Source organism: Neotabrizicola shimadae (assembly GCF_019623905.1).
Classification (GTDB): Bacteria; Pseudomonadota; Alphaproteobacteria; order Rhodobacterales; family Rhodobacteraceae; genus Neotabrizicola; species Neotabrizicola shimadae.
Map to the genome: position 1 here is coordinate 1,009,536 of NZ_CP069370.1, position 23,002 is coordinate 1,032,537.

Consider the following 23,002-nt stretch of genomic DNA (forward strand, 5'->3'; position numbering starts at 1 on the left):
GGGACGACGCATGAAGAACGTTCTGCCGGTCCTGGCCGTCCTCCTGATCATCCTGGTGCTGTGGTACCTGGGCGTGATCTGGCTGAACGCCGCCTGGGTGCAGGATCAGGCGGTTCGCGCCGGCACCGGCCCCGTGCCCTTCGGCGATCTCGTGCGCCAGACCATGAGCCTGGACCGCCCCGTGCTGCCCGCGCCGCATCAGGTCGCGGCCGAGCTCTGGAAGGGCATCGCCGGCCAATCCGTCACCTCGAAGCGCAGCCTTGTCTGGCACGGCTTCCTCACGCTCAAGACCACGATGTGGGGCTTTGCCCTTGGCATCGTCATCGGCGTCGGCATGGCCATCGCCATCGTTCAAAGCCGGGTGATGGACCTGTCGGTCATGCCCTGGGCCATCATCAGCCAGACCATCCCGATCGTGGCGCTCGCGCCCATGATCATCGTCCTGTCAGACAAGGTGGGGATCGAGGGCAAGCTGGTCCCCAAGGCGATCATCGCGGCCTACCTGTCCTATTTCCCCGTGCTGGTCAGCATGGTGAAGGGCCTGCGCAGCCCCGATTCCATGCAGCTTGACCTCCTCAAGACCTATTCCGCCTCGCAGGCGCAGGTGTTCTGGAAGCTGCGCCTTCCCGCCTCGCTTCCCTATTTCTTCGCCTCGCTGAAGGTCGCCGTCGCCGCCGCCCTCGTCGGCACCATCGTGGGCGAGTTGCCCTCGGGCGCGACCGAAGGGCTTGGCGCGCGGATGCTGGTCGGCAGCCAGTTCGGCGAACCCATGATCATGTGGGCCGCGCTCTTTGCCACCGCGATCCTCGCCGGGATGCTGATCCTGGTCGTCGGCGCGGTCGAGCGGATGATGAACCGCCGGCTCGGAAAGGTGGCCGCATGACCCCAAATCCCGCCAGTGCCGGCCTCGTCCTGCTTGCCGCCTTCCCCGCGCAGGCGCTGGACTTCGGCCTGCCGGATGCGGGCAAGGGCAACGTCTACGGCCAGCTCAGCCCGGTCTGGCTGTCCTTCGACGATGGCGCGCAAAGCATTGGCCAGATCGTGGACAACAACGATTCCAACAGCCGGATCGGCGTGCTGCTGGATTGGTCCCTGGACGATGACGCAAGACTGACCTTCAACTTCGAAACCGCGCTCGGCTTCTTCCAGTCCAACCAGCTGACCATGCAGGGGCTGGACGGCACACCCTGGATCGACTGGAGCACCGAAGACATCCGCAAGCTCGAACTCTTCGCCAGAACGGACGCGGGCACCTTCTGGGCAGGCCAGGGCGACATGGCCACCTATGCCGTGGCCGAATTCGACGAATCCGGCACCGTGGTGGCGGGGTATTCCGATTACCAGGCCATCGCCGGGGGTTTCGCCTTCGTGCAGGCCGATGGCACGCCGTCCCAGATCGTCATCAGCGATGTCTTCGTGAACCTTGAAGGCAGCCGCCGCTTTCGCCTGCGCTACGACAGCCCCGACAGGGCGGGCTTCACCCTCTCGGCCGCAGCGGGCAACGACGAGCTGAATGACAAGCCGGGCACCTACTACGACGCCGCCCTGCGCTATGTGAACGACCACGGCCGCTTTCATATGGGCGGCGGGATCGGCTACGCCCTGACCGAAAAGCCCGGCGAAAGCGACAGCCGCGCCGTCATGGGGTCCATTGCCGTGCTGGACAGGCCGACAGGGCTGAACACCGCGCTGGCGGCGGGCCGGCAGATCGACGGCGGCAGCTACATCTATGCGAAGCTGGGCTGGATCACGACCTTCGTGCCCGCGGGCCAGACCGCCCTTGCCGCCGAATACTACGGCTCAAGCGGCATCGGCTTCGAAGGTTCTGGGCGCTCCTGGGGCCTCATGGCGCTCCAGCGCTTCGACCGCCTCTCGACCGAGTTCTACATCGGCTACCGCCACTACGCGCTGACCGGAACAAGCACCGCCTTCCGCGATTCCGAATCCTTCGTCTTCGGCTCACGCTGGACATTCTAGGGGCATGACATGAGCTGGATCGTCTTCGTGACCCTTTTCTGGCTGGCGGCCTGGGCCTTCAACGTCTGGCTCGCGCGGTCCGCCTTCGGCCAGACCAGGGCCGGGCGCATTACCGTTGCGGCAGTCTTTGGCGTCACGCTCCTGGTCTTGTGGGAAGGCATGGTCCGCGGTCTGGAAATCAATCCCGTGATCCTGCCCGCACCAACTGCCATTGCCGCGAAGTTCGCGGCCTCGGGCCACCTGCTGTGGGGCGATTTCCTCCAGACCTTCGTGAAGGGGGCGCTGACCGGCTATGTCCTGGGCTGTGGCGCCGCCGTGGTGGTCGCCGTGCTGATCGACCGTTCGCCCTTCCTTGCGCGCGGGCTTCTGCCCGTCGGCAACTTCGTCGCCGCCCTGCCCATCGTCGGAGTCGCGCCGATCCTGGTGATGTGGTTCGGCTTCGACTGGCATTCAAAGGCCGCCGTCGTGGTGGTGATGGTCTTCTTTCCCGTGCTGGTCAACGTCGTCGCGGGCCTTCAGGCGACCGACCGGATGCAGCGCGACCTGATGGCCACCTGGGGCGCAAGCTGGTGGCAGACCATGTGGAAGCTCCGGCTTCCCGCCGCCATGCCCTTCCTGTTCAACGGCTTGAAGATCGCCACGACGCTGGCGCTGATCGGCGCCATTGTCGCTGAATTCTTTGGCAGTCCCATCGTCGGCATGGGGTTCCGCATCTCGACCGAGGTCGGCCGCCTGGGGCTCGACATGGTCTGGGCCGAGATTGCCGTTGCGGCAATCGCGGGTTCCGTCTTCTATGGGCTGGTGTCGCTGGCCGAGAAGGGGGTGACGTTCTGGCACCCCTCGCAACGCAGGTAACGAAAAGCCCCGGCAGACGGGGCACAACACGGAGGTTGAAAAGAATGAAGAAACTGGTGACCGGCGCAATATTCCTGGCCTTCGCCTCGGCCGGGGCCTGGGCGGCCGATGATGTGACGCTGCAACTGAAATGGGTAACCCAGGCCCAGTTCGCGGGCTACTATGTCGCAAAGGACAAGGGCTTCTACGAGGAAGAGGGCCTGAACGTCACGATCAAGCCCGGCGGCCCCGACATCGCGCCGACCCAGGTGATCGCCGGCGGCGGTGCCGATGTGATCGTGGAATGGATGCCCGCGGCCCTCGCCGCCCGTGAAAAGGGCCTGCCGCTGGTCAACATCGCGCAGCCCTACAAGTCGTCGGGCATGATGCTGACCTGCCTTGCGGAAACCGGCATCACCAGCCCGAAGGACTTCCCCGGCAAGACCCTGGGCGTCTGGTTCTTCGGCAACGAATATCCCTTCCTGTCCTGGATGGCGACGCTTGGCATCCCGACGGATGGCAGCGCGAACGGCGTCACGGTGCTGAAGCAGGGGTTCAACGTCGATCCGCTGCTGCAAAAGCAGGCCGCCTGCATCTCGACCATGACCTACAACGAATACTGGCAGGTCATCGACGCCGGCATCACGCCAGAACAGCTCGTCACCTTCAAGTACGAAGACGAGGGCGTGGCGACGCTGGAAGACGGCCTCTACGTCATGGAAGAGAACCTGAAGGACCCGGCCTTCGAGGAAAAGATGGTCAAGTTCGTCCGCGCCTCGATGAAGGGCTGGAAATACGCCGAGGAAAATCCCGACGAAGCCGCGATGATCGTGCTGGAAAATGACGAGACCGGCGCGCAGACCGAAAACCACCAGAAGCGCATGATGGGCGAGGTGGCCAAGCTCACCGCCGGCTCGAACGGCGCGCTGGACCCGGCCGACTACGAGCGCACCGTGAAGGTCCTGCTCGGTGGCGGCTCCGATCCCGTGATCTCGAAGGCCCCGGAAGGCGCCTACACGCTCGCGATCACTGACAAGGCACTGCAGTAAGCATCCTCGCTTCGGCGGGACGGCGCCCGGGGCAACCCGGGCGCTTTTCTTTTCCGTTCCAGTGAAGTTTTCTGCGGCTGTAAACCCTCGGGAGAGCCAGGATGCCGGGAACCGCACTGACAGGAAGCCGCGTGCGCGAACGGCGGCTTACCTTGGGGCTGAAACAGGCCACGGTGGCCGCCGCCGCCGGCCTGTCGCCCTCCTATCTCAACCTCATCGAACACAACCGCCGCCGCATCGGCCCTGCGGTCCTGGCCCGTCTGGCCACGGCGCTCTCGGTTGCGCCCGAGATTCTGGAGGGCGGCGCCGGCGCAGCCCTGGCCGAAGAGCTGCGCGCCGCAGCCGCCGCCGAAGAGGGCACCGAAGCTGAAGTCTCCGCCGTTGAGGAATTCATCGGCCGCTTTCCCGGCTGGGCCGGCCTGACCGCCGCGCTGGCCCGCCGCTCGGGCCAGCTCTCCCGCGCGGTCGAGGCGCTGAACGACCGTCTCGGCCATGACCCGCACCTCTCCGCCTCGCTGCACGAGGTTCTGTCCGCCGCCGCCTCCGTCCGTTCCATCGCCGGGATCCTCGCCGAAACCGATGACATCGAAGCCGAGTGGAGCGACCGCTTCCACCGCAGCCTCGCCGAAGACAGCGAACGCCTCGCCATCGGGGCCGAGGCGCTGGTGGCCTATCTCGACGGCTCCGACGCTGCCCGGGAGGACGCCGTCGCCTCGCCCCAGGAAGAGGTCGAACACTGGCTCGCCGCCCGCGACTGGCAGGCCAGCGAAGAGGGGCTCGATCAGCTTGCCTCGGCCGCCGCCCGCGCGCTGGCCCGCGACCTTGCCGCCCGCGCCATCCGCGACGCCACGGACATGCCCGAACCCACTTTTCGCGCGGCCCTGGACGAAGGCGCCGACCCGGCCATCCTTGCCGCCCGCTTTGCGGTGACCATCCCCGATGTCCTGCGCCGCATCGCGCTCCTGCCTGGTTCCCGCGCCGGCCTCGTCCTGTGCGACGCCTCCGGCACGCTCACCTTCCGCAAGCCCGCCGAGGGCTTCGCCGTCCCGCGCTTCGGCGCGGCCTGTCCGCTCTGGCCGCTCTACGCCGCCCTGGGCACGCCGCTCCGCCCGGTCGAGGCCCGGCTCCAGGTCGCCGGCCAGCGCAACCGCCGCTTCCGCCTGCGCGCCTTCTGCCAGCCCTCATGGCCCGGCGGCTTCGGCGGCCCCGAACTGCGCGAGGCCGCCATGCTGATCGAGCCCGACCCCCTCCCGGCCCCCGGCCCGCTGCCCGAAGTCGGTTCCACCTGCCGCATCTGCCCAGCCATCGCCTGCCCGGCGCGCCGCGAATCCTCCATCCTCTCGCTCGCCTAATCTTTGACAGGGCGCCGCTTTCGGCGGATAGTCGCCCAACGGCGCGGCGGCCAGGCCGCGGGGGGACCGTGAGGGGAGGACCCGGATGGCCGGGAAAGTTCTGCTCATCGAGGATGAAACCAATATCGCCGAAGCGATCCGCTTCATCCTGTCGCGCGACGGCTGGCAGGTCACGGTCCTGTCCAGCGGCGAACAGGCCGAGGCCACGGTGCGCGCAATCGGCCCCGACCTCATCATCCTCGACCTCATGCTGCCCGATCGGTCCGGTCTCGACGTCCTCGCCGCGCTGCGCGCCGACCCGGCGACAACCGGCCTTCCGGTGCTGATGCTCACCGCCAAGGGCCAGGGCCGCGACCGCGAGGCGGCCGAGCGTGCGGGCGTGGATTGCTTCATGACCAAGCCCTTCGCCAATGCCGACATGGTGGCCGCCGTTCGGGCCCTGGCCGCCGGCCCCGGCCGCGCCGCCGCCCGCGCGTGACGGGCCGATGCCGGTCCGTCCCTCCAGCCCGCTGTTCCTGGCCCGCGCCAGCTATCGCCGCCGCCGCCTGATCGACGCGGCCCGGCTCCTGCCGCTGGCCGGCGCCTTCCTGTTCCTGCTGCCGGTCCTCTGGGCTCCCTCCGACCTGCCGGCGGGGGTGGGGCGCGACACCGCGATGGACGGGCTTTACCTCTTCGCGGCCTGGGCACTCCTCATTCTCGCCGCCGCACTCATGGCGCCGGGGCTCAGTGCCGACCCACCCCAGGATGACCCCGACGCAGGGCAAAGGCCGCTCCCGCAGGACGAACGCTGAATGTCCTTCGACCTGCTCGTCCTGGCCTGCCTTGTCTATGTCGCCTTCCTGTTCGCCGTGGCCTTCGTCGTGGAACGCCGTGCCGAACGCGGCGCCGCCGGCTGGCTGCGATCTCCGCTGATCTACACCCTGTCGCTGTCCATCTACTGCACCGCCTGGACCTTCTACGGCGCCGTGGGCTACGCCGCCCGCTCGGGGCTGGAGTTCCTGACGATCTACCTCGGTCCGACGCTGGTTTTCGTGGGCTGGTGGATTGTCCTGCGCAAGTTGGTGCGCATCGGGCGCCGCCACCGCGTCACCTCGATCGCCGACCTCATCTCATCGCGCTTCGGCAAGTCCAACCTGCTTGGCGTCATCGCCACGATGATCGCCGTGGTCGCCGCCACCCCCTATATCGCGCTGCAACTCCAGTCCGTGACCCTGTCCTTCGGCGCCTTCGCCTCAGATGCGCCGCAGGGCTGGATGCTGTCCGATCAGGGCGGGGTGGCGATCTGGGTGGCGGCGGGGCTCGCGCTCTTCACCATCCTGTTCGGCACCCGCAATCTCGATGCCAAGGAACAGCATCACGGCATCGTCACGGCCATCGCCGTCGAGGCGGTGGTGAAGCTCGTGGCGCTTGTCCTGGTCGGTGTCTATGTGGTCTGGGGACTTGCCGGGGGGGTCGGCCCTATGATCGACCGCATCGCCGCGTCGCCGGTTTCCGACTGGCAATTGGTGCCGGGCCGCTGGACGGGTCTGATCCTGCTGTCTGCCGCGGCGGTCATCACCCTGCCGCGCATGTTCCAGGTGATGGTGGTCGAAAACGTCGAGGAACGGCACCTTGCCGTCGCCGGCTGGGCTTTCCCGGCCTACCTGCTGGCGATGAGCCTGTTCATCGTGCCCATCGCGGTGATGGGCCTGGAACGCCTGCCCGATACGACCAACCCCGACATGTTCGTGCTGACCCTGCCGCTGGCCGAGGGCGCGGAATGGCTGTCGATGCTGGCCTTCCTAGGCGGCTTCTCCTCGGCCACCTCCATGGTGATCGTCGAATCCATCGCGCTGGCCACAATGGTCTCGAACCATGTCGTCATGCCGCTCTGGCTCCGGTTCCGGCCGGAAAATGCCATGTCGGGCGATGTGCGCCGGCTGGTGCTGCGGTCGCGGCGGCTGTCGATCATCGCCGTCCTCGGTCTTGGCCTTCTCTACTACCGCCTGTCGGGCGGCTCTGCTGCCTTGGCTGCCATGGGCCTCATCGCCTTCGCCGGTGTGGCCCAGCTTCTGCCGGCCATGCTGGGTGGCATCCTCTGGCGGGGCGCCACGCGGGCCGGAGCCGCCGCCGGTATGGTTCTGGGCTTCGTGGTCTGGGCCTATGCGCTCCTGCTGCCATCGGTGGGGCAGGGGGGGATGATGGTCGAGGCGATCCTCGCCAATGGCCCTCTTGGAATCGACTGGCTGCGCCCGCAGGCCCTGTTCGGCGTGCAGGGCATGGATCCGCTGCTTCACGCGCTGTTCTGGTCGCTCAGCCTCAACATCGCTGCCTTCCTCGGGGTGTCGCTCGTCACCTTTCCCGGCCCGGTCGAACGGGTCCAAAGTGCGGCCTTCGTCAACGTGTTCGAAACGGGGCTGGCCGGCCCGGAAGGCTGGGCGCGCGGCGGCGGCGCCACAGCGGAAGACCTGCTCACGATGGCCCGGCGCATCCTGGGCGAAGACGAGGCGCTCGCCTTCTTCGAAGAGGGCGCCCGCGCCCAGGGCAAGGAAGGTTATCTTCCCGACCCCACGCCCGCCTTCCTTGCCATTCTCGAACGGCGCCTTGCCGGCTCGGTCGGGGCGGCCACTGCCCATGCCATGCTGTCCCAGATCGCCGGCGGGGCCACCGTCACGGTTGAAGACCTGATGAAGGTCGCAGGCGAAGCGGCGCAGATCATGGAATATTCCGCGCAGATCGAAGCGAAGTCCGAGGAACTGTCGCGCACCGCCCGGCAATTGCGCGAGGCCAACGAAAAGCTGACGCGGCTGTCAGAGCAGAAGGACGCCTTTCTTGGCCAGATCAGCCACGAACTGCGCACGCCCATGACCTCGATCCGCGCCTTCTCGGAAATCCTGTCCGAAGGTGACATGCCGCCAGCCGATGTCGTGCGCTATGGCCGCATCATCCACGAAGAAGCGATCCGCCTGACGCGGCTTCTCGATGACCTGCTGGACCTGTCCGTTCTGGAAAGCGGCACCGTGCAGTTGAACCTGGGGCTTGCGAACCTTTCGTCGCTGATCGACCGTGCCATCGCCTCGGCCTCGAACACCCGGCCCGACCGCAGCTTCACGGTGGTCCGCGACCTGGCGGCCGAGAACCTCTTCCTGCGCACCGACCCGGACCGGCTTGTCCAGGTGCTCATCAACCTCGTGTCGAATGCCCGCAAATACTGTGCCGCCGAAGAGGCCGAACTGCGCATCACCGTGCGCCAGCGACGCGGCCGCGTGACGGTGGATTTCGTGGACAACGGCTCCGGCATACCGGAAGACAAGCAAAGCCTGATCTTCGAGAAGTTCGCCCGCCTCTCCGATGGCTCCAAGGCCGGCGGCGCCGGCCTCGGACTCGCGATCTGCCGCGAGGTGATGACCAATCTCGGCGGCTCGATCCATTATCTGCCGGGGCAGGGCGGCACTGGCTTCCGCCTCACGCTGCCCCTGCAACTGCGCCGCGACCAGGCGGCCTGAACCGGCGTCGGCAACGGTTTCTTCACGCCTTGCCGCCAGTCTCCTCCCGAAAAGGAAGATCGGGGGCAGAACATGGCGGCATCCTCGGCCATGCGGCGGAAACTGGCAGCGGGCGCTCTGGCCGCCGCCGAAGGCGGCCCCGGCGCCGATCGGTCCTGGCGGCTGTCGCTGGCCCGCGCCGCGCGCGATCAGGCGCATCTGTCGCTTGAGGTGGCCTGGGCCACCATCGACCTTCTCACCCTTGCCGAACTGCTGGAACTCCCGCCCGAACGCGCTCTGGTCGCCATCCTGGAAGGCCCGGGCGACGGGTTGGGGCTTCTCGTGTTCTCGGCCCCCGTCCTCGCCGGCATCATCGAAATGCAGACCATCGGTCGCGTGACGAACCTTCCCCCCGCGCCGCGCCGGCCCACGCGCACCGATGCCGCACTGGTCGCCGGCCTGATCGACGCTGCCCTTTCCGGCCTGCAGGACGAACTGCGCGAAGAGGCCGATCTCGTCTGGGCGGGCGGCTTCCGCTACGCCTCGTTCCTCGAAGACGCGCGCCCGCTCGGCCTTCTCCTGGAAGACGCCAGCTACCGCGTGCTCCGGGCCGAAGTCAGCCTCGCCCTCGGCGCCAAGACGGGCGAGGTGATCCTCGCCCTGCCCGCCGAAGGCCGGGGCCAGCGCCCCGCGCCCCGCGGCGCCCAGGCCGAACCCGCCGAAACCGGCCCCGCCTTCACCCTTGCGCTCGGGGAACAGGTCCTCGCCGCCCCCGCCCTGGTCGAGGCGCAGATCGCCCGCCTCACGCTCCCGCTGGCCGAAATCATGACCCTGCAACCCGGCCAGGTGCTTGCTCTGCCACAGGCCGCGCTGGATCGCATCTCGGTGGATGGGCTGGACGGCCGCCGCCTCGCCACGGCCCGGCTGGGTCAGACCCAGGGCATGCGCGCCATCCGGCTCACGCTGGACCCGCCGGCTGAGACCGCCGCGCCGGCCGAACCGGCGCCCGTCGCAGCGCCGATCGGCACCGCCGCCTGACCCCTCAGCCCCGCGCCGCCAGATCCTCGATCAGCGCCCGCAGCGGCTCCAGGTTATAGCCGTACCGCGCCGGAATCCCGATCAGCTCATCCGCCGGCTGAACCCCAACCTGGGTCAGCGCCCAGACCTGCGACGACCGGTTGCCCGAGGCGCAATAGGCCAGCACCGGCCCCCGTGCCGCCGCCAAAGCCTCGGCCTGCACCGTCACGTTGTCCATCGTCATCGCGCCCCCGATGATCGGGTTCACCACGAAGACCAGCCCCGCCGCCTCGGCCGCCGCCTGCATCACCGGCGTATGCAGTTCGGGCGGAATCTCGGGGTCGGGCCGGTTGTCGATCAGCACCGCAAAGCCCGCTGCGCGGATCGCCTGCATGTCCTCCGGCCCGATCTGCGGCGCGACGGCATAGGTTTCGGTCAGGGGGCGGATGTCCAGCATCAGGGTTCTCCGGCAGGCGGCCACGAAAGCGCCGCCGCGGCTCCCCGCGCCGGCCCTCCCTGCATGACCACGCAAGCCCGGAAAATCAAGCCGCCCGTTGGCTCGCGCCTAAAGCCCGTTCACCGGCACCTTCAGATAGACCTGCCCGTTGTCCTCGGCCTCGGGGAATTGGCCCGCCCGCATGTTCACCTGCAACGACGGGATGATCAGCCGCGGCATCGCCAGCGTGGCATCGCGTTTTTCGCGCATCGCCACGAACTCGTCCTTCGACCGCCCGCCGCCCACATGCACGTTCCGCGCCTTCTGTTCGCCCACCGTCGATTCCCAGGCATAGACGTCGCGCCCCGGCGCCTTGTAGTCGTGGCCGACAAACACCCGCGTCTCGTCCGGCAGCGCCAGGATCTTCTGCACCGAGGCGAACATCACCTCGGCCGATCCGCCCGGAAAATCGCAACGCGCCGTGCCGAAATCCGGCATGAACAGCGTGTCGCCCACAAAGGCCGCATCCCCGATCACATAGGTCAGGCAGGCCGGCGTATGGCCAGGCGTGTGCAGCACATCGCCGCGCATCTGCCCGATCATGAAGCTGTCGCCCTCCTGGAACAGCCGGTCGAACTGCGACCCGTCGCGCTGGAACCGCGTGCCTTCGTTGAAGATCTTGCCAAAGGTCTCCTGCACAACGGTAATGCGATCGCCGATGCCGATCTTGCCGCCCAGGCGCTCCTGGATATAGGGCGCCGCAGAAAGGTGGTCGGCATGGACATGGGTTTCCAGCACCCAGTCCAGCTTCAGGTCCTCGGCGCGAATGAACTCGATCACTGCATCGGCCGACCGTGTGTCGGTCCGCCCCGAGGCATAGTCGAAATCCAGAACGGAATCGATCACCGCGCAGGCCCGGCCCTCGGGCTCACGCACGACATAGGTGATGGTGTTCGTCGCTTCGTCGAAGAAGGCATGAACGGCAGGTTTCATCGGCACTCTCCCGGTGTCACGAGGCGAAGATAGGCAGGTGGAGGTCATATTTCAATCGTTGAATGTGTATTCCCGTCCGGTCTTGACCTGCATCAAGGCGGGGCAGGGACCCTCTGCCTAGTCTGACCCCGGAACGGAGAAGACCATGACCCCCATTGCCACACGCAAGGCCCAACTCCTGTCCCGGCTCGCCGACCTCACGGGCCGGCTGCACAGCATCGGGCAGGAACTCGATTCGCATCAGGCCCGCGACTGGGAAGAGCTTGCCACCGAGCGTGAGGGCGATGAAGTCCTCGAAAACATGGGCGCCGCCGGCAAGCAGGAAATCCGCGGCATAAAGGCGGCGCTTCACCGCATCGAAGAGGGTGAATACGGCTTCTGCGTGACTTGCGGCGCCGAGATCGGTCAGGACCGGCTGGACCTGATCCCCTGGACGCCATTCTGCCGCACCTGCGCAGCAAAAGGAGCGACGTGATGACCAATACCGACCCCACACGCGCGATGATGGATCTCGCCACCAGTCTTGCCGAGGCCACGGCGACGGCCCAGAAGGCGGGGCTTGAACTGCTTCAGGCCGAATATCATGCCCTGACCGCCCTGATGCCCGGCCTCGCGCCCTCCGAAGAAGACGAGGCGCGCCAGGAAGCTGAACGCCGCGCCGTCGAGGCTGCGGTGGAAGCAGGCTTCGACAACATGCCCGTCTAGAGCCTCTTCACCCGGAAGGGGGCCGGAGCAGCGGCCCAGCCATCCTCCCTCCGCGCCGCCGGCCCCGCCGCGCGGCGCGTCCGTTTTTTGGCCGGGCGGCACGCCATTTCCGCGATCTCCTGTGGGGTAATATGATACCTTTATCATAACCTGTTGAAATGGAATGACTTAATCTCAGCTCCCGCGCTTGACCTCTGCGCCGAAATGAACGAAAAGCCGCCATCCGAGATTCCGGGGGGAAGCCCCCGCCAGACCTCATGGGACCGACCACATGAAAACCTTTACCGCTACCCCGGCGGATATCGAGAAGAAGTGGATCCTGATCGACGCCGAAGGCGTCGTTCTGGGCCGCCTCGCCACGATCGTCGCCAACATCCTGCGCGGCAAGAACAAGCCGACCTTCACCCCCCACATGGACATGGGTGACAATGTCATCGTCATCAACGCCGACAAGGTGCAGATGACCGGCAAGAAGCGCACCGACAAGGTCTACTACTGGCACACCGGCCACCCCGGCGGGATCAAGAGCCGCACCGCGCGCCAGATCCTCGAAGGCGCCCACCCCGAGCGTGTGGTGGAAAAGGCCGTCGAACGCATGATCACCCGCAACCGCCTGGGCCGTCAGCAGATGACGAACCTGCGCATCTATGCAGGTGCCGCCCATCCGCACGAGGCGCAGCAGCCGACCGTCCTCGACGTCAAGTCGATGAACCCGAAGAACAGCCGGAGCGCGTGATCATGGCCGAACTGAAATCTCTCGACGATCTGAAGGCCGCCGTCGCCGGTGCCGCTCCTGCAGCCGCTGCCCCGGAAGCCGCTCCCCGCGCTCCCGTCCGTGACAAGCTGGGCCGCTCCTATGCGACCGGCAAGCGCAAGGATGCCGTCGCCCGCGTCTGGATCAAGCCCGGCTCGGGCAAGGTTGTGGTCAATGGCAAGCCGATGGCGGAATACTTCGCCCGCCCGGTGCTGCAGATGATCTTGCGCCAGCCCTTCACCGTTGCCAACGTGGAAGGCCAGTTCGACGTCTACGCCACCGTCGCCGGCGGCGGGCTCTCGGGCCAGGCCGGTGCGGTCAAGCACGGCGTGTCGAAGGCCCTGCAACTCTATGAACCCGCCCTGCGTGGCGCGCTCAAGGCCGCGGGCTTCCTGACCCGCGACAGCCGCGTCGTGGAACGCAAGAAGTACGGCAAGCGCAAGGCACGCCGCAGCTTCCAGTTCTCGAAGCGCTGATCGGCTTCACATGGCTTCTGCAAGGGCGCGGCTTCGGCCGCGCCCTTCGCATTTGCGCGGGGCCGCAGGGCAGGGCGCTTGCCCGCGCATAAAGAAGGACCGGCCGTCTTGCGACGCGCCGGCCCAGTCGGGGATGAGCTCGTTGGGGGCGCGTCAGTCGCGCCAGAAGGGCTTCGCGATCTCAGTCTCTGCCTCGACGGGGTCCAGCCCGATGTCGCGCAGCATCCGGTCGTCCAGCAGCGCCAGGCGGTTTCGCGTGCGCTGGCGGTACAGGGCGGCAAGCACGCGCCCGACCACGGTCTGACGCGCACGAACCAGCGCAGGGGCGCCGGGGGCGAACAGGGCGGGGGTCTGGGTGCGGGTGGTCATGCTGTCCTGCTTTGTGTTGATACAATTCGGTCGTTCGGATAAGTAAGTGATACAATCCCCGCGATTGAGTCGCCAGAGGAACATTGTGACGGATACGAACTGGACGCCCGACCTCACGGCCTTCCCAGGGCCCAAGTATCTTGGCCTCTCGCGCGCCCTGCGCGAGGCGATCCGTGCGGGCGAACTGGCCCCCGGCGCCCGCCTGCCGCCCGTGCGCGAACTCGCCTGGGCCATCGGCGTCACCCCCGGCACCGTGGCCCGCGCCTATCAGCAGGCCACGCAAGAGGGGCTTCTGGCGGCCACCGTGGGCCGCGGCACCTTCGTCGCCGCCGCCGCGCCGCGCCTCGGCCCCACCCAGCCCCTGCACATCGACCGCCCGCGCGACGTGGCCGGCCAGGTGAACATGCGCGCCCCCACGCTGCCCGAAATCGGCCAGGCCCCGGCCTTCGCCGCCGCGCTCGACCGCATCGGGCGGGGCATCTCGGTCGCCTGGCACGACTATCCCAGCCAGACCGACGAGGCCCCCCTCCGCCGCGCCATCTGCGACTGGCTCTCCGACCGCGCGCTCGGTCCCCTCGACGCCGAAGACGTGGCGCTCACCCTGGGCGGCCAGAACGCCATAAGCCTTGTTCTTCTGTGCTGCCTGCGCGGCGACCGCCCCGTGGTGCTGACCGAAGACCTGTCCTATCCCGGCTTCCGCCACGCCGCCCGCCTCGCCCGGGCCGAGGTCATCGGCATCGAGACCGACCGCGAAGGCATGGTCCCCGACGCGCTCGAAGCCGCCTGCCGCCGCCACGGCGCCCAGGTCCTCTGCCTCACCGCCGAGGCGCAGAACCCCACCACCGCCCGCCTCACCCCCGCCCGGCGCGAGGCCATCGTCGCCATCGCCCGCCGCTACGACCTGCAGATCATCGACGACGACTGCTATGCCCTCTCCGTCTCCGTCCTGCCCTCGCTGCGCGCCCTGGCCCCCGAACGCTGCTGGCACGTCGGTTCCTGGTCCAAGTCGATCTCCCCCGCACTTCGCTTTGGCTACATCGCCTGCCCGCGCGGGCTGGGCCAGTCCGGCCGCCTCACCGCCCAGCACAGCTTCTTCGCCCTGCCGCGCCCGCTGACCGAGCTTGCCCTCGACCTCCTGGAAAGCGGCGAGGCCCGCCGCCTGCGCGCGCTGGTGCAGGAAGAACAGGACCGCCGCCTTGCCGCCGTGGTCGCCGCGCTGGACGGCCAGGATCTCTCCTGGCAGCCCGGCGTGCAGTTCCTCTACCTGCGCCTGCGCCCCGGCTGGCAGGCCTCCGCCTTCGCCCGCGCCGCCGAGGCTGAGGGCGTCTTCCTCCGCCCCGCCGACGAATTCGCCGCCCCCGGCATCCGCGCCCCCAATGCCGTGCGCCTGGCGCTCGCCGGCCGCGCCCCCTGGCCCGACTTCACCGCCGCGCTCGACCGCCTGGCCCGCCTCCTGCAACGCCCCCCGCAAGAGGCCGAGGTCTGACCGATTCGTCCCGATTGTGGCGGCTTTGTGGCAACCTCAAGGCGCCGCCAAGGCCGCCCCCGCCCAAGCCCCGGCAACTGTTGCCGAAACGTGCCGCCCCCGCCGCGATTTCGCCGCCATTCGCCAAGATTGTTGACGCAAACCCCTGATCCGCCTCACCTTCAATACAGAGCAGCAAAACAATCGGGCCCGCAAAGATGGGACATCAGGCATCCTTCCACGCCCCTCACGGGGGCGCTGACTTCCTTGGCTGGCGGCGCACCCGCGCCGGCGGTACAGAGATCGTGTATGACGACGGCGTCGCGCGCCGTCTGGTCTGGCGCGCTGACGTGCGCCCCGGCCACGAAGAACGCCTTTCCGACGCACTTCAAGTCGCGGTCGGCGCGCTCCGCGTCCTACCCACTCTCTACGACGAGTTGCGCAAGCGCTCCATCGCCATCGAGGCGGTGGGAAGATAGCCCCCGATTCGCCGCGCCCGGCCGGGTGCCTGCCGCGAAGCGGTCTGCCGCCATTTCCGGCAGCCGTGCCGCAGGCCAGAAGGCCGCCGTGACCGATGACAGGGGAACGTACAACAATAACAATACTCTCTGACACGAACCTCAAGTGCCCGCCCCGCGGGCACTTTTCATTTTACCATGCCTGCACCGCCGCTTTTCCTTGCTTGCCGCCCGGTCAAAGCCAATCCTCTGCCCATCCCGGCTTGCCATGCAGCGAGGGATTCGCGTAATTTGATCAAACTTCGAAATCGACGGCCGGCAAAGGCCGCACCAGGACGACAGGGGGCGCGATGGCGCAGGGGACGGGAACGGACGGCTTCCTGGACAAGGAAGCACGGTCAGGGCTTACGCTCATCGCACCGCCGGGGCTCTATGCCCTTCTGCTTCTGGCGATGCCCATCGCCACGATCGTCATCTACAGCTTCCTCACGGACGGCTATCTTGAGATCGTCCGCGATTTCACCTTCGACAACTACATCAAGGCCTGGACCGATCCGCTCTACCGGCTGATCATGCTGAAGTCGCTGGCCGTCTCCATCGGCGTGACCTTCATCACCGTGGTCCTCGCCTTCCCGGTCGCCTATTACGTCAGCTTCTACGCCGAGCCCTCGCGCAAGTCGCTCTGGCTGTTCCTCATAACCATCCCGTTCTGGACCAGCTACCTGATCCGCATTTTCCTCTGGAAAGTGATCCTGGGCTACAACGGCGTCATCAACTCAGGTCTGATGTCGCTCGGGATCATCGACGAGCCGATCACCGCCATCAATTACAACATGGGCGCCGTCGTCACCGCTCTGGCCCATGCCTATGCGCCCTTCGCCATCCTTCCGATCTTCGTCGCCCTTGAAAAGATCGACCGCTCGCTGCTGGAAGCCGGGCAGGATCTCGGCGAAAGCGCCTTCGCGACCTTCCGCCGCGTGACCCTGCCCCTTGCCATGCCGGGTGTCGTGGGCGCTGTGATGATCGTGTTCATCCCGACCATCGGCGATTTCGTCACGCCGCAGCTCCTGGGCGGTCCGGAAGGACGCCTCATCGCCAACGTGATCCAGCTGCAATATCTGAAGCTCGACAACTACCCGCTCGGCTCGGCCGTGGCCGTTTCGGCCATGCTCATCGTCGGAGCCGTCGCGCTGGCGTTCCTCTTCCTCAATCGCCGCTACCTGAGGGGGCCCAAGTAAATGAAGGCCGGCTGGTTCAGGGGCTACACGCTCGTCTATCTCGTCTTCCTCTATGCGCCGATCGTGCTTCTGCCGATCTTCGCCTTCAACGACAGCGCCGTCGTGGCTTTCCCGCTGGCGGGCTTCACCACCAAGTGGTTCGACGGGTTGTGGAACAACCCGCCGCTGCACCAGGCGGTGAAGAACAGCCTGATTATCGCCGTTTCGGTGTCGATCCTCGCCACCACGCTCGGCATCTTCACGGCCCGCGCCACCACGCGTTACAACTTCCCGTTCAAGGGCGGCATCGTCGGCCTCATCATGATGCCGCTCGTCCTGCCAGAGATCATTCTCGCGATCTCGCTCCTCGTGGTGCTCCTGGGCCTCGGCGTGAAGCTGTCGATCTTCACCGTGATCCTCGGTCACACGCTGGTCTGTACGCCGTTCTCCATCGCCATCCTGACCTCGGCCTTCCAGACGCTGGACAAGTCGATGGAAGAGGCGGCGATGGACCTTGGCGAAACCCCGGCCTCGACCTTCCGGCTTATCGTCCTCCCGCTGGTCATGCCCGGCATCATCTCGTCCATGCTGATCGCCTTCACGATCTCGCTGGACGAATTCATCATCTCCTTCTTCATCGCGGGAACCGAGCCGGTGCTGCCGGTCTACATCTTCTCGCAGTTCCGCTTCCCGCAGGCGGTGCCGGTCATCCTCGCGCTCGGCACGATCCTCGTCCTGCTTTCCATCACCCTTCTCGCGATCGCCGAATACTTCCGCCGCCGCGGCATCGCCAAGACCGGCGGCAAGGATACCGGAGGCTTCCTGTGACCAACAACCGGCCCGACATGATCCAGTTCCGGGATGTCCACAAATACTATGGCGATTACCACGCGCTGCGCGGAATCACGGCCAGCATCAAGGCGGGCGAGTTCTTCTCGCTGCTTGGCCCCTCGGGCTGCGGCAAGACCACGCTCCTGCGCACCATCGCCGGGTTCGAAGGCATCTCCTCCGGCGCCGTGCTGATCGACGGGAAGGACATGGCCTCTGTGCCGCCAAACCTGCGGCCCACCAACATGGTGTTCCAGTCCTACGCCATCTTCCCCCACCTGACTGTGGCCGAAAACGTGGGCTTCGGCCTCCGCAAGGACCCGCGGTCCAAGGACGAAAAGGCCAAGGCCGTGGAAGAGGCGCTCGGCATGGTCGGGCTGAAGGGCTATGGCGCCCGAGCCGCCCATGCGCTTTCGGGCGGCCAGCGCCAGCGCGTCGCACTCGCGCGCGCGCTCATCCTCAAGCCGAAGGTTCTCCTGCTCGACGAGCCGCTTTCGGCGCTGGACAAGAAGATCCGTGAACAGATGCAGATGGAACTGATCCGCCTGCAACGCGAGGTCGGCATCACCTTCGTTCTGGTCACGCATGACCAGGAAGAAGCCCTTGTCATGTCCGACCGCATCGCCGTTATGTTCGAAGGCGAAATCGCGCAGCTGGCCGATCCGGAAACGCTGTACCGCCGCCCGAACAGCCGCCGCGTGGCCAACTTCATCGGCACGATGAACTTCCTGCCGGCCCGCGTCATCAGCGAAGGCGCGGCAGGGGTCGAGGTCGAGGCCGAAGGTTTCGGCCGCGTGCTGATCGACGCCGAGCGGTCGGGCGGCGCGGCCGGCCAGGACGGGGTCTGCGTGGGCTTCCGCCCCGAGACGATGACGCTGCTGTACGAAGGCCAGACCGCCACCGAACGCGAAAGCATGGCGACGGTCACCGAGGTCGTCTACTACGGCGACATGACCTATTATGACCTGCTCATCGACGGCACCAAGGACCCGATCCGCATCTCGATGCGTAACGTGCCGGGCCGCCCGGTGCTGGACATCGGCACCCGCGCCCGCCTCGCCTGGAGCCCGCACGCGCTGGTGCTGTTCCGCTGACCGATTGGCGCGGGAACCGCCCCGGTTTCCGCGCCGCAACCCGCAAGGGGGCATGATCCCCTTGGACAAGCGTTAAGTCCAAGTTAAGACGCGCCTTCAACCCATTGATTTTGCTTGATGTGATGGGGTGTCCGAGCTCGGACGCCTTCCCTCACCGGTCCGGCGGCAACAGCCCCAACCCCCTCAGATAGATGCCGATCCCGGCCTCCAGCAGGTCCTCCGGCGCAAAGGGCGAGGCCCCGTCGCCCCCCCTCATGTACAGCTCCACCACCCCGTGGCTCATGGCCCGGACATGGGCCGAGACCATGCTGGCCGGCGGCCGCCGCCCCGGCGCCATGTTGGCCCAAAGCCCCTCCGCCGCCTTCTCCAGAACCTCCCGCGACCGCGCCGCCACCTGGGCCAATTCCGGGTGATCGGCCAGCCTCAACCCCGCCTCGAACATGGCCTTGTAGTGGCCGGGGTACTTGCGGGCAAAGGCCAGGTAAGCCCGCCCCGTCGCCTCGAACGCCGCCAGAGCCGAGGGCTTGCCCCCGTCATAGGCGAACTCCATCAGCGCCCCGAAGATGTCATAGCCCTGCCGCGCCACCTCGGCCAACAACTGATCCCGCCCCGCGAAATGCCGGTACACCGCCGCCGGGGTCACGTCGGCCAGCTTCGCGGCCTCCGACAGGGTGAACCCCTGCGGCCCGGTCTCCTCGATCAACTGCAACGCCGCCTCGACCAGCGCCTGCCGCAGGTTTCCGTGATGATAGCCCCGCTTCACGTCATTCCTTCTTGGGCCGGATCTCGGGACCGCCCACGATGCGCCGGTCCACCTCGCCGATGGCCTTCAGATCCTTGCCCTTGTAGTCCACCGCCTGCAGCACCGTCTGGATCGCCGCAATGCGGGCCCGCTTCTTGTCATCCGACAGGATCACGGTCCAGGGCGCCTCCGGCGTGTGGCTCATCGCCAGCGTCGCCGTGATCGCCTCGCTGTAGGCATCCCACCTGTCCAGCCCGTCGATATCGATCGAGGACAGCTTCCATTGCTTGAGCGGGTCCTTCTCGCGGTCGAGGAACCGCTTGAGCTGCTCGGCCCGCCCGACCTCAAGCCACAACTTGACCAGCGTGATGCCTTCAGAAAGGAACATCCGCTCGAAGCCGGGCAACTGCTGGAAGAACCTCACGCGCTGTTCAGGGGTGCAGAAGCCGAACACATGCTCGACAATGCCCCGGTTGTACCAGGAGCGGTCGAACATCACCATCTCGCCCGCCGCCGGCAGACAATCGACGTAGCGCTGGAAGTACCACTGCGTGGCCTCGCGGTCGGACGGCTTCGACAGTGCCACGACAGAGGCCACGCGGGGGTTCAGGTTCTCGCGCATGGCGTCGATGCTGCCCCCCTTGCCGGCGGCGTCGCGCCCCTCGAACAGCACCACCACCCGCTTGCCGGTGGCCTTGATGTCGGCATTCATCCGGACGAGCTGCAACTGCAGCGCCTCCATCCGGTCCTCGTAGTCCGTCTTGGCCATCTCCTCGCGGTAGGGGTAGGTCTTGTCGAGGATGTCGTCCTTGTCCGCCTCTTCGATAGCCTTTCGAACCTCCTTCGGTGCGCCTTCCTTGAAGTACCGCGTGATCGCTCCGTCGAACGGCAAATCCATGCTCACCCTCCCCTCTTTGCGCCGAGTATGGCGATTGGTGGCGGCACCGCAATCATCCTGCGCCATCGCTCGCGGCGACGGCTCGGCGGATCGCGTCCATCACAGGCTTTGGTGCGGTGTGGTGCGGCATGTGGCCGGTATCCGGCAGCAGGGTCAGCCTGGCGGATGGGAGCAGCCGAGCCAGCGGGATGGCATGAATGTCCGCCGGTACGACGCCGTCCGATGTTCCATGGACGATCTCGACCGGCATCCGCAGACCCGGATACATCCCGGCCATCTGGCGCAGGTGGGGTTTCAGGCCGCGAACCTGGCGGGCATTGGCCATCAGCGACCAGCGCCGCAGGGTGAGGCCCGCCCCGAAATGTGCGGCATAGCCTGGCGGCACGGGATCGGGCGCGAAGATGCCCGTGATCGAGGCTTCTATCTGGGCGGGTGTGGCAAAGGCGGCGATGGCCGGCACGGCCAGCTGCGAAATGACCGGGTGGCCGGTCAAGGTGTACCAGCGGTCCAGCCCGCCTTCCCAGGGCATCGAGGCGCCGGCCAGCACCACGACGGCCGCTGGCGCAAGCGCGCCGCGCGCCTCCAGCGCCCAGGCCAGGGCGATTGCCCCGCCGTAGCTGTGACCCAGGACGAGCGGGCGGCGCACGCCCAGAACTTCGGCCGCCTGCATCAGGTGCAGGGCCTGAGCCGCAGGTGCCTGATCGTCCGGGCCCATGTCCGAAGACCAGCCAAGGCCGGGGCGATCCAGCAGGATCACCCGGAACTGATGGGCCAGGGTCTGGGCAAGGCCAAAGGTGAAGTCGCGGATGTTGCCGCTGGCGCCATGCAGCAGCACGATGTCGCGACCCGAGCCCATGACATGGGCATGGACCATGCCGCCGCCCACTGGCACAAGTTGGCCGATGGGCGGGTAAGCCGCCTCTGCGGCGCGCTCGCGTTCACGCGCGCGCCGGGACGTCAGAAGCCCGCTGCCGCCAAGGGCGGCCGCGCCGAGGATGAGGCTAGTTGCCAATCTTCTCCATCTCGAACGGCGTGGTTTGGTAGATCTCGTTGATCCAGTTGCCGTAAAGAAGATGAGCGTGGCTGCGCCAGCGGTTCAAGGGGGGACGTGACGGATCGTCGTCCGGATAGTAGTTCATCGGCACGTTGATGGGCGTGCCGTTCGCCACGTCGCGGTCGTATTCCTGCTTCAGCGTCTCGTTGTCGTATTCGAAATGGTTGAAGATATACAGCGCGCGGTGCCCTGCATCTTCCACCAGACAGGGCCCGGTCTCCTGCGCCCCCAGAAGCGTCTTCAGCCCCGGTGCTGCGTCGATCTCGGCCTGGCGCATCTCTGTCCAGCGGCTGACCGGGATCACGAAGTCATCCGAGAAGCCGCGCAGGTAGGGCGAGGTGGGCGCAAGATTCTGGTGCCGGAAACATCCGAACGCCTTGTGGTCCAGCATGTGCTTCTGCACGCCGTGGAAATGGTAGATCATCGCCATGCCGCCCCAGCAGACGCCGAAGGTGGAATGAACATGGCTTTGCGTCCAGGCCATGACCTCGCACAACTCGTCCCAGTAGGTGACCTGTTCGAAAGGCAGATGCTCGATGGGAGCGCCGGTGATGATGAGGCCGTCGAACTTTTCGCCGGTGGCCTTCACCTCCTGGAAGGGGCGGTAGAAGGTTGCCATGTGGTCGGCGGCGGTGTTCTTCGTCTGATGCTCGGTCATGCGGATCAGCTGCAGGTCGATCTGCAGAGGCGTCGCCCCGATCAGGCGGGCGAACTGGTTCTCGGTCTGGATCTTCTTCGGCATCAGGTTCAACAGCCCGATGCGCAGCGGCCGGATGTCCTGCCGCGCCGCGCGTTCGGGCGACATCACCATCACGCCTTCGTTCCGCAGAACGTCGAAGGCGGGAAGGGTGGCGGGCAGGGTGATGGGCATGGCTTACTCCTTGGGGGAGCCGTATCTAGGCCGGATCGGCGTTGGGTTCAACGGGTGCGGTCGATGGCGCGGGCGATGAGGTTGTCGAAGTCCTCGGGGTTTCGGACAGTCGCCAATTCATCGGCGCTGACAGTCACGCCCCACCGCGACATCGCCTCGTATCGCGGCTGGCGGTGGTTCAAGAGCCGGGCATAGCCGAACCGAAGGAAGGTATCGGGGTCAACCCGGTCGGCGGGCAGGTCTTCCTGCGCCAGATAGGCGTCCCACAGGTCTTGCAGGAAGCCAGGCTGGTAGTAGATCGGCTTTGGCGCACGGTCGAAGCGGCGGATCAGTTCGGCGCGATGCGCCTCGTCCCCCTTGATCCAGACCATCAGGAGGTGGCTGGAAAGCTCTGACAACACGGGGTCTTTCGGATCCTCGGGCGTGACTACCTCGCAGATCGAGCCGGAACTGTCGCAGACGAAATGATCGTAGCCGTACAAGTCGTGCGCCCGGTCGATGAAATGCGTGGTGTCCAGCATGGCCGCAACCTCGGCGATCCGATGCTGCTCTTGCCGCTTGCAGTATTCGGCAAAGGGCAGGCCGCCCCTGGCCGCATCGCCCGGCTTGCCAAGATAGGTGGACAGGGGCGCCAGGTTGTCGAAGGTAATGTTCGAGGCGATGTAGACCGAGTCCGACATCAACAACTCGCGCAGCAGCGGGACCTTCATCGCCTCGCGCTTGAAGTTGTCGGCGATGTATTCGTCCATGTAGCGGGTGCCGATGCGGTAATCGACCGAGTAATGGAACCAGTGCCCCTGGTCGCGCAGCATGTTGGACAGGTAGGTCTTGCCCAACCCGGACATGCCGAACAGCAGCACCCGCTTTGCCTTTGCCGCCCGCCATTCTGCGCCCGTTGGATAGATCATGCCCGCCTCTCGCCCATATGCCGTCTGTTAGCGCGGGGCGG

At 66.8% G+C, this 23,002-nt stretch carries 26 protein-coding genes; 18 read left to right on the forward strand and 8 right to left on the reverse strand.

Annotated elements, in window-relative coordinates:
* The first annotated feature begins 10 nt into the window (after nt 1-10).
* From JO391_RS04750 to JO391_RS04790, 9 genes are all read left to right on the forward strand, one after another.
* A complete protein-coding gene (locus tag JO391_RS04750; RefSeq protein WP_220663045.1) occupies nt 11-883 on the forward strand; it encodes an ABC transporter permease in 873 nt (290 codons plus the stop codon).
* Nucleotides 880-1,977 carry a porin gene (locus JO391_RS04755; protein ID WP_220663046.1) on the forward strand — a complete coding sequence of 366 codons (1,098 nt, stop codon included), beginning with the start codon at nt 880-882 and terminating at the stop codon, nt 1,975-1,977. Before JO391_RS04750 ends, JO391_RS04755 begins: the two co-directional genes overlap by 4 nt.
* Nucleotides 1,978-1,986: 9 nt before the next feature.
* A complete protein-coding gene (locus JO391_RS04760; protein ID WP_220663047.1) occupies nt 1,987-2,832 on the forward strand; it encodes an ABC transporter permease in 846 nt (281 codons plus the stop codon).
* A gap of 44 nt (nt 2,833-2,876) precedes the next feature.
* Entirely contained in the window at nt 2,877-3,860 is a 984-nt protein-coding gene (locus JO391_RS04765; RefSeq protein WP_220663048.1) for an ABC transporter substrate-binding protein, read from the forward strand.
* Nucleotides 3,861-3,961: 101 nt separating this feature from the next.
* Nucleotides 3,962-5,212, forward strand: coding sequence for an XRE family transcriptional regulator (locus JO391_RS04770; RefSeq protein ID WP_220663049.1), 1,251 nt, complete (start codon nt 3,962-3,964; stop codon nt 5,210-5,212).
* 85 nt (nt 5,213-5,297) lie between these two features.
* The gene (locus tag JO391_RS04775; protein ID WP_220663050.1) at nt 5,298-5,690 is read left to right on the forward strand and encodes a response regulator transcription factor; all 393 of its coding nucleotides are present in this window, start codon (nt 5,298-5,300) and stop codon (nt 5,688-5,690) included.
* Between the two features lie 7 nt (nt 5,691-5,697).
* A complete protein-coding gene (locus JO391_RS04780; protein WP_220663051.1) occupies nt 5,698-6,003 on the forward strand; it encodes a hypothetical protein in 306 nt (101 codons plus the stop codon).
* Nucleotides 6,004-8,697, forward strand: a complete 2,694-nt coding sequence (locus tag JO391_RS04785) for an ATP-binding protein (protein ID WP_220663052.1) — start codon at nt 6,004-6,006, stop codon at nt 8,695-8,697. It begins immediately after the preceding gene.
* 72 nt (nt 8,698-8,769) lie between these two features.
* Nucleotides 8,770-9,714, forward strand: coding sequence for a FliM/FliN family flagellar motor switch protein (locus JO391_RS04790; RefSeq protein ID WP_220663053.1), 945 nt, complete (start codon nt 8,770-8,772; stop codon nt 9,712-9,714).
* Nucleotides 9,715-9,718: 4 nt separating this feature from the next.
* Here JO391_RS04790 and JO391_RS04795 read toward each other — a convergent pair whose 3' ends face one another.
* Both JO391_RS04795 and JO391_RS04800 read right to left on the reverse strand, forming a co-directional pair.
* Nucleotides 9,719-10,147, reverse strand: a complete 429-nt coding sequence (locus JO391_RS04795; protein ID WP_220664447.1) for a protein tyrosine phosphatase family protein — start codon at nt 10,145-10,147, stop codon at nt 9,719-9,721.
* A 111-nt stretch (nt 10,148-10,258) separates the two neighbouring features.
* Nucleotides 10,259-11,122 carry an MBL fold metallo-hydrolase gene (locus tag JO391_RS04800; protein WP_220663054.1) on the reverse strand — a complete coding sequence of 288 codons (864 nt, stop codon included), beginning with the start codon at nt 11,120-11,122 and terminating at the stop codon, nt 10,259-10,261.
* Nucleotides 11,123-11,267: 145 nt separating this feature from the next.
* Here JO391_RS04800 and JO391_RS04805 point away from each other — a divergent pair, with 145 nt between their 5' ends.
* From JO391_RS04805 to rpsI, 4 genes are all read left to right on the forward strand, one after another.
* Nucleotides 11,268-11,597, forward strand: coding sequence for a TraR/DksA family transcriptional regulator (locus JO391_RS04805; protein WP_220663055.1), 330 nt, complete (start codon nt 11,268-11,270; stop codon nt 11,595-11,597).
* Nucleotides 11,597-11,827 (forward strand): hypothetical protein, encoded by a 231-nt coding sequence (locus JO391_RS04810; protein ID WP_220663056.1) that lies wholly within the window; start codon nt 11,597-11,599, stop codon nt 11,825-11,827. The genes JO391_RS04805 and JO391_RS04810 overlap by 1 nt, the downstream gene beginning before the upstream one ends.
* A gap of 271 nt (nt 11,828-12,098) precedes the next feature.
* Entirely contained in the window at nt 12,099-12,563 is a 465-nt protein-coding gene (gene rplM / locus JO391_RS04815; RefSeq protein ID WP_220663057.1) for a 50S ribosomal protein L13, read from the forward strand.
* Between the two features lie 2 nt (nt 12,564-12,565).
* Nucleotides 12,566-13,057, forward strand: a complete 492-nt coding sequence (gene rpsI / locus JO391_RS04820) for a 30S ribosomal protein S9 (RefSeq protein ID WP_220663058.1) — start codon at nt 12,566-12,568, stop codon at nt 13,055-13,057.
* Between the two features lie 153 nt (nt 13,058-13,210).
* Here the strand turns inward: rpsI and JO391_RS04825 are convergent, their stop codons facing one another.
* Complete coding sequence (locus JO391_RS04825; RefSeq protein WP_220663059.1) at nt 13,211-13,426, reverse strand: DUF1127 domain-containing protein; 216 nt, start codon at nt 13,424-13,426, stop codon at nt 13,211-13,213.
* Nucleotides 13,427-13,511: 85 nt separating this feature from the next.
* Between JO391_RS04825 and JO391_RS04830 the strand changes: the two genes are divergently transcribed.
* The 5 genes from JO391_RS04830 (at nt 13,512) to JO391_RS04850 (ending at nt 18,488) form a co-directional block, all read left to right on the forward strand.
* On the forward strand, nt 13,512-14,912 hold the full coding sequence (locus tag JO391_RS04830) for an aminotransferase-like domain-containing protein (protein WP_220663060.1): 1,401 nt from the start codon (nt 13,512-13,514) through the stop codon (nt 14,910-14,912).
* A gap of 197 nt (nt 14,913-15,109) precedes the next feature.
* On the forward strand, nt 15,110-15,370 hold the full coding sequence (locus tag JO391_RS04835; RefSeq protein ID WP_220663061.1) for a hypothetical protein: 261 nt from the start codon (nt 15,110-15,112) through the stop codon (nt 15,368-15,370).
* Between the two features lie 329 nt (nt 15,371-15,699).
* Entirely contained in the window at nt 15,700-16,587 is an 888-nt protein-coding gene (locus tag JO391_RS04840; protein ID WP_220663062.1) for an ABC transporter permease, read from the forward strand.
* Nucleotides 16,588-17,394: an ABC transporter permease gene (locus tag JO391_RS04845; protein ID WP_220663063.1), complete on the forward strand. Its 807-nt coding sequence runs from the start codon at nt 16,588-16,590 to the stop codon at nt 17,392-17,394.
* Between the two features lie 17 nt (nt 17,395-17,411).
* Entirely contained in the window at nt 17,412-18,488 is a 1,077-nt protein-coding gene (locus tag JO391_RS04850) for an ABC transporter ATP-binding protein (RefSeq protein ID WP_220664448.1), read from the forward strand.
* Nucleotides 18,489-18,639: 151 nt separating this feature from the next.
* Here JO391_RS04850 and JO391_RS04855 read toward each other — a convergent pair whose 3' ends face one another.
* Genes JO391_RS04855 through JO391_RS04875 form a run of 5 tightly spaced genes read right to left on the reverse strand, consistent with a single transcriptional unit; the run spans nt 18,640 to nt 22,961 of the window.
* Nucleotides 18,640-19,251, reverse strand: a complete 612-nt coding sequence (locus JO391_RS04855; protein ID WP_220663064.1) for a TetR/AcrR family transcriptional regulator — start codon at nt 19,249-19,251, stop codon at nt 18,640-18,642.
* A gap of 1 nt (nt 19,252) precedes the next feature.
* Entirely contained in the window at nt 19,253-20,128 is an 876-nt protein-coding gene (gene ppk2 / locus JO391_RS04860) for a polyphosphate kinase 2 (RefSeq protein WP_220663065.1), read from the reverse strand.
* Between the two features lie 52 nt (nt 20,129-20,180).
* Nucleotides 20,181-21,140, reverse strand: coding sequence for an alpha/beta fold hydrolase (locus JO391_RS04865; protein WP_220663066.1), 960 nt, complete (start codon nt 21,138-21,140; stop codon nt 20,181-20,183).
* Nucleotides 21,130-22,053 carry a homoserine O-acetyltransferase MetA gene (gene metA, locus JO391_RS04870; RefSeq protein WP_220663067.1) on the reverse strand — a complete coding sequence of 308 codons (924 nt, stop codon included), beginning with the start codon at nt 22,051-22,053 and terminating at the stop codon, nt 21,130-21,132. Before metA ends, JO391_RS04865 begins: the two co-directional genes overlap by 11 nt.
* Before the next feature lie 47 nt (nt 22,054-22,100).
* A complete protein-coding gene (locus tag JO391_RS04875; protein ID WP_220663068.1) occupies nt 22,101-22,961 on the reverse strand; it encodes an ATPase in 861 nt (286 codons plus the stop codon).
* Nucleotides 22,962-23,002: the final 41 nt, after the last annotated feature.

What these genes read in the sequence shown, in the direction of transcription:
- JO391_RS04785 (WP_220663052.1), top strand. Translation starts at nt 6,004, where the DNA reads ATGTCCTTCGACCTGCTCGTCCTGGCCTGCCTTGTCTATGTCGCCTTC.
- JO391_RS04800 (WP_220663054.1), bottom strand. Translation starts at nt 11,122, where the DNA reads ATGAAACCTGCCGTTCATGCCTTCTTCGACGAAGCGACGAACACCATC.
- JO391_RS04810 (WP_220663056.1), top strand. Translation starts at nt 11,597, where the DNA reads ATGACCAATACCGACCCCACACGCGCGATGATGGATCTCGCCACCAGT.
- JO391_RS04805 (WP_220663055.1), top strand. Translation starts at nt 11,268, where the DNA reads ATGACCCCCATTGCCACACGCAAGGCCCAACTCCTGTCCCGGCTCGCC.
- JO391_RS04825 (WP_220663059.1), bottom strand. Translation starts at nt 13,426, where the DNA reads ATGACCACCCGCACCCAGACCCCCGCCCTGTTCGCCCCCGGCGCCCCT.
- rplM (WP_220663057.1), top strand. Translation starts at nt 12,099, where the DNA reads ATGAAAACCTTTACCGCTACCCCGGCGGATATCGAGAAGAAGTGGATC.
- JO391_RS04780 (WP_220663051.1), top strand. Translation starts at nt 5,698, where the DNA reads ATGCCGGTCCGTCCCTCCAGCCCGCTGTTCCTGGCCCGCGCCAGCTAT.
- JO391_RS04760 (WP_220663047.1), top strand. Translation starts at nt 1,987, where the DNA reads ATGAGCTGGATCGTCTTCGTGACCCTTTTCTGGCTGGCGGCCTGGGCC.
- ppk2 (WP_220663065.1), bottom strand. Translation starts at nt 20,128, where the DNA reads ATGGATTTGCCGTTCGACGGAGCGATCACGCGGTACTTCAAGGAAGGC.
- JO391_RS04755 (WP_220663046.1), top strand. Translation starts at nt 880, where the DNA reads ATGACCCCAAATCCCGCCAGTGCCGGCCTCGTCCTGCTTGCCGCCTTC.
- JO391_RS04835 (WP_220663061.1), top strand. Translation starts at nt 15,110, where the DNA reads ATGGGACATCAGGCATCCTTCCACGCCCCTCACGGGGGCGCTGACTTC.
- rpsI (WP_220663058.1), top strand. Translation starts at nt 12,566, where the DNA reads ATGGCCGAACTGAAATCTCTCGACGATCTGAAGGCCGCCGTCGCCGGT.
- metA (WP_220663067.1), bottom strand. Translation starts at nt 22,053, where the DNA reads ATGCCCATCACCCTGCCCGCCACCCTTCCCGCCTTCGACGTTCTGCGG.
- JO391_RS04840 (WP_220663062.1), top strand. Translation starts at nt 15,700, where the DNA reads ATGGCGCAGGGGACGGGAACGGACGGCTTCCTGGACAAGGAAGCACGG.
- JO391_RS04845 (WP_220663063.1), top strand. Translation starts at nt 16,588, where the DNA reads ATGAAGGCCGGCTGGTTCAGGGGCTACACGCTCGTCTATCTCGTCTTC.
- JO391_RS04770 (WP_220663049.1), top strand. Translation starts at nt 3,962, where the DNA reads ATGCCGGGAACCGCACTGACAGGAAGCCGCGTGCGCGAACGGCGGCTT.
- JO391_RS04850 (WP_220664448.1), top strand. Translation starts at nt 17,412, where the DNA reads ATGATCCAGTTCCGGGATGTCCACAAATACTATGGCGATTACCACGCG.
- JO391_RS04790 (WP_220663053.1), top strand. Translation starts at nt 8,770, where the DNA reads ATGGCGGCATCCTCGGCCATGCGGCGGAAACTGGCAGCGGGCGCTCTG.
- JO391_RS04750 (WP_220663045.1), top strand. Translation starts at nt 11, where the DNA reads ATGAAGAACGTTCTGCCGGTCCTGGCCGTCCTCCTGATCATCCTGGTG.
- JO391_RS04775 (WP_220663050.1), top strand. Translation starts at nt 5,298, where the DNA reads ATGGCCGGGAAAGTTCTGCTCATCGAGGATGAAACCAATATCGCCGAA.
- JO391_RS04875 (WP_220663068.1), bottom strand. Translation starts at nt 22,961, where the DNA reads ATGATCTATCCAACGGGCGCAGAATGGCGGGCGGCAAAGGCAAAGCGG.
- JO391_RS04765 (WP_220663048.1), top strand. Translation starts at nt 2,877, where the DNA reads ATGAAGAAACTGGTGACCGGCGCAATATTCCTGGCCTTCGCCTCGGCC.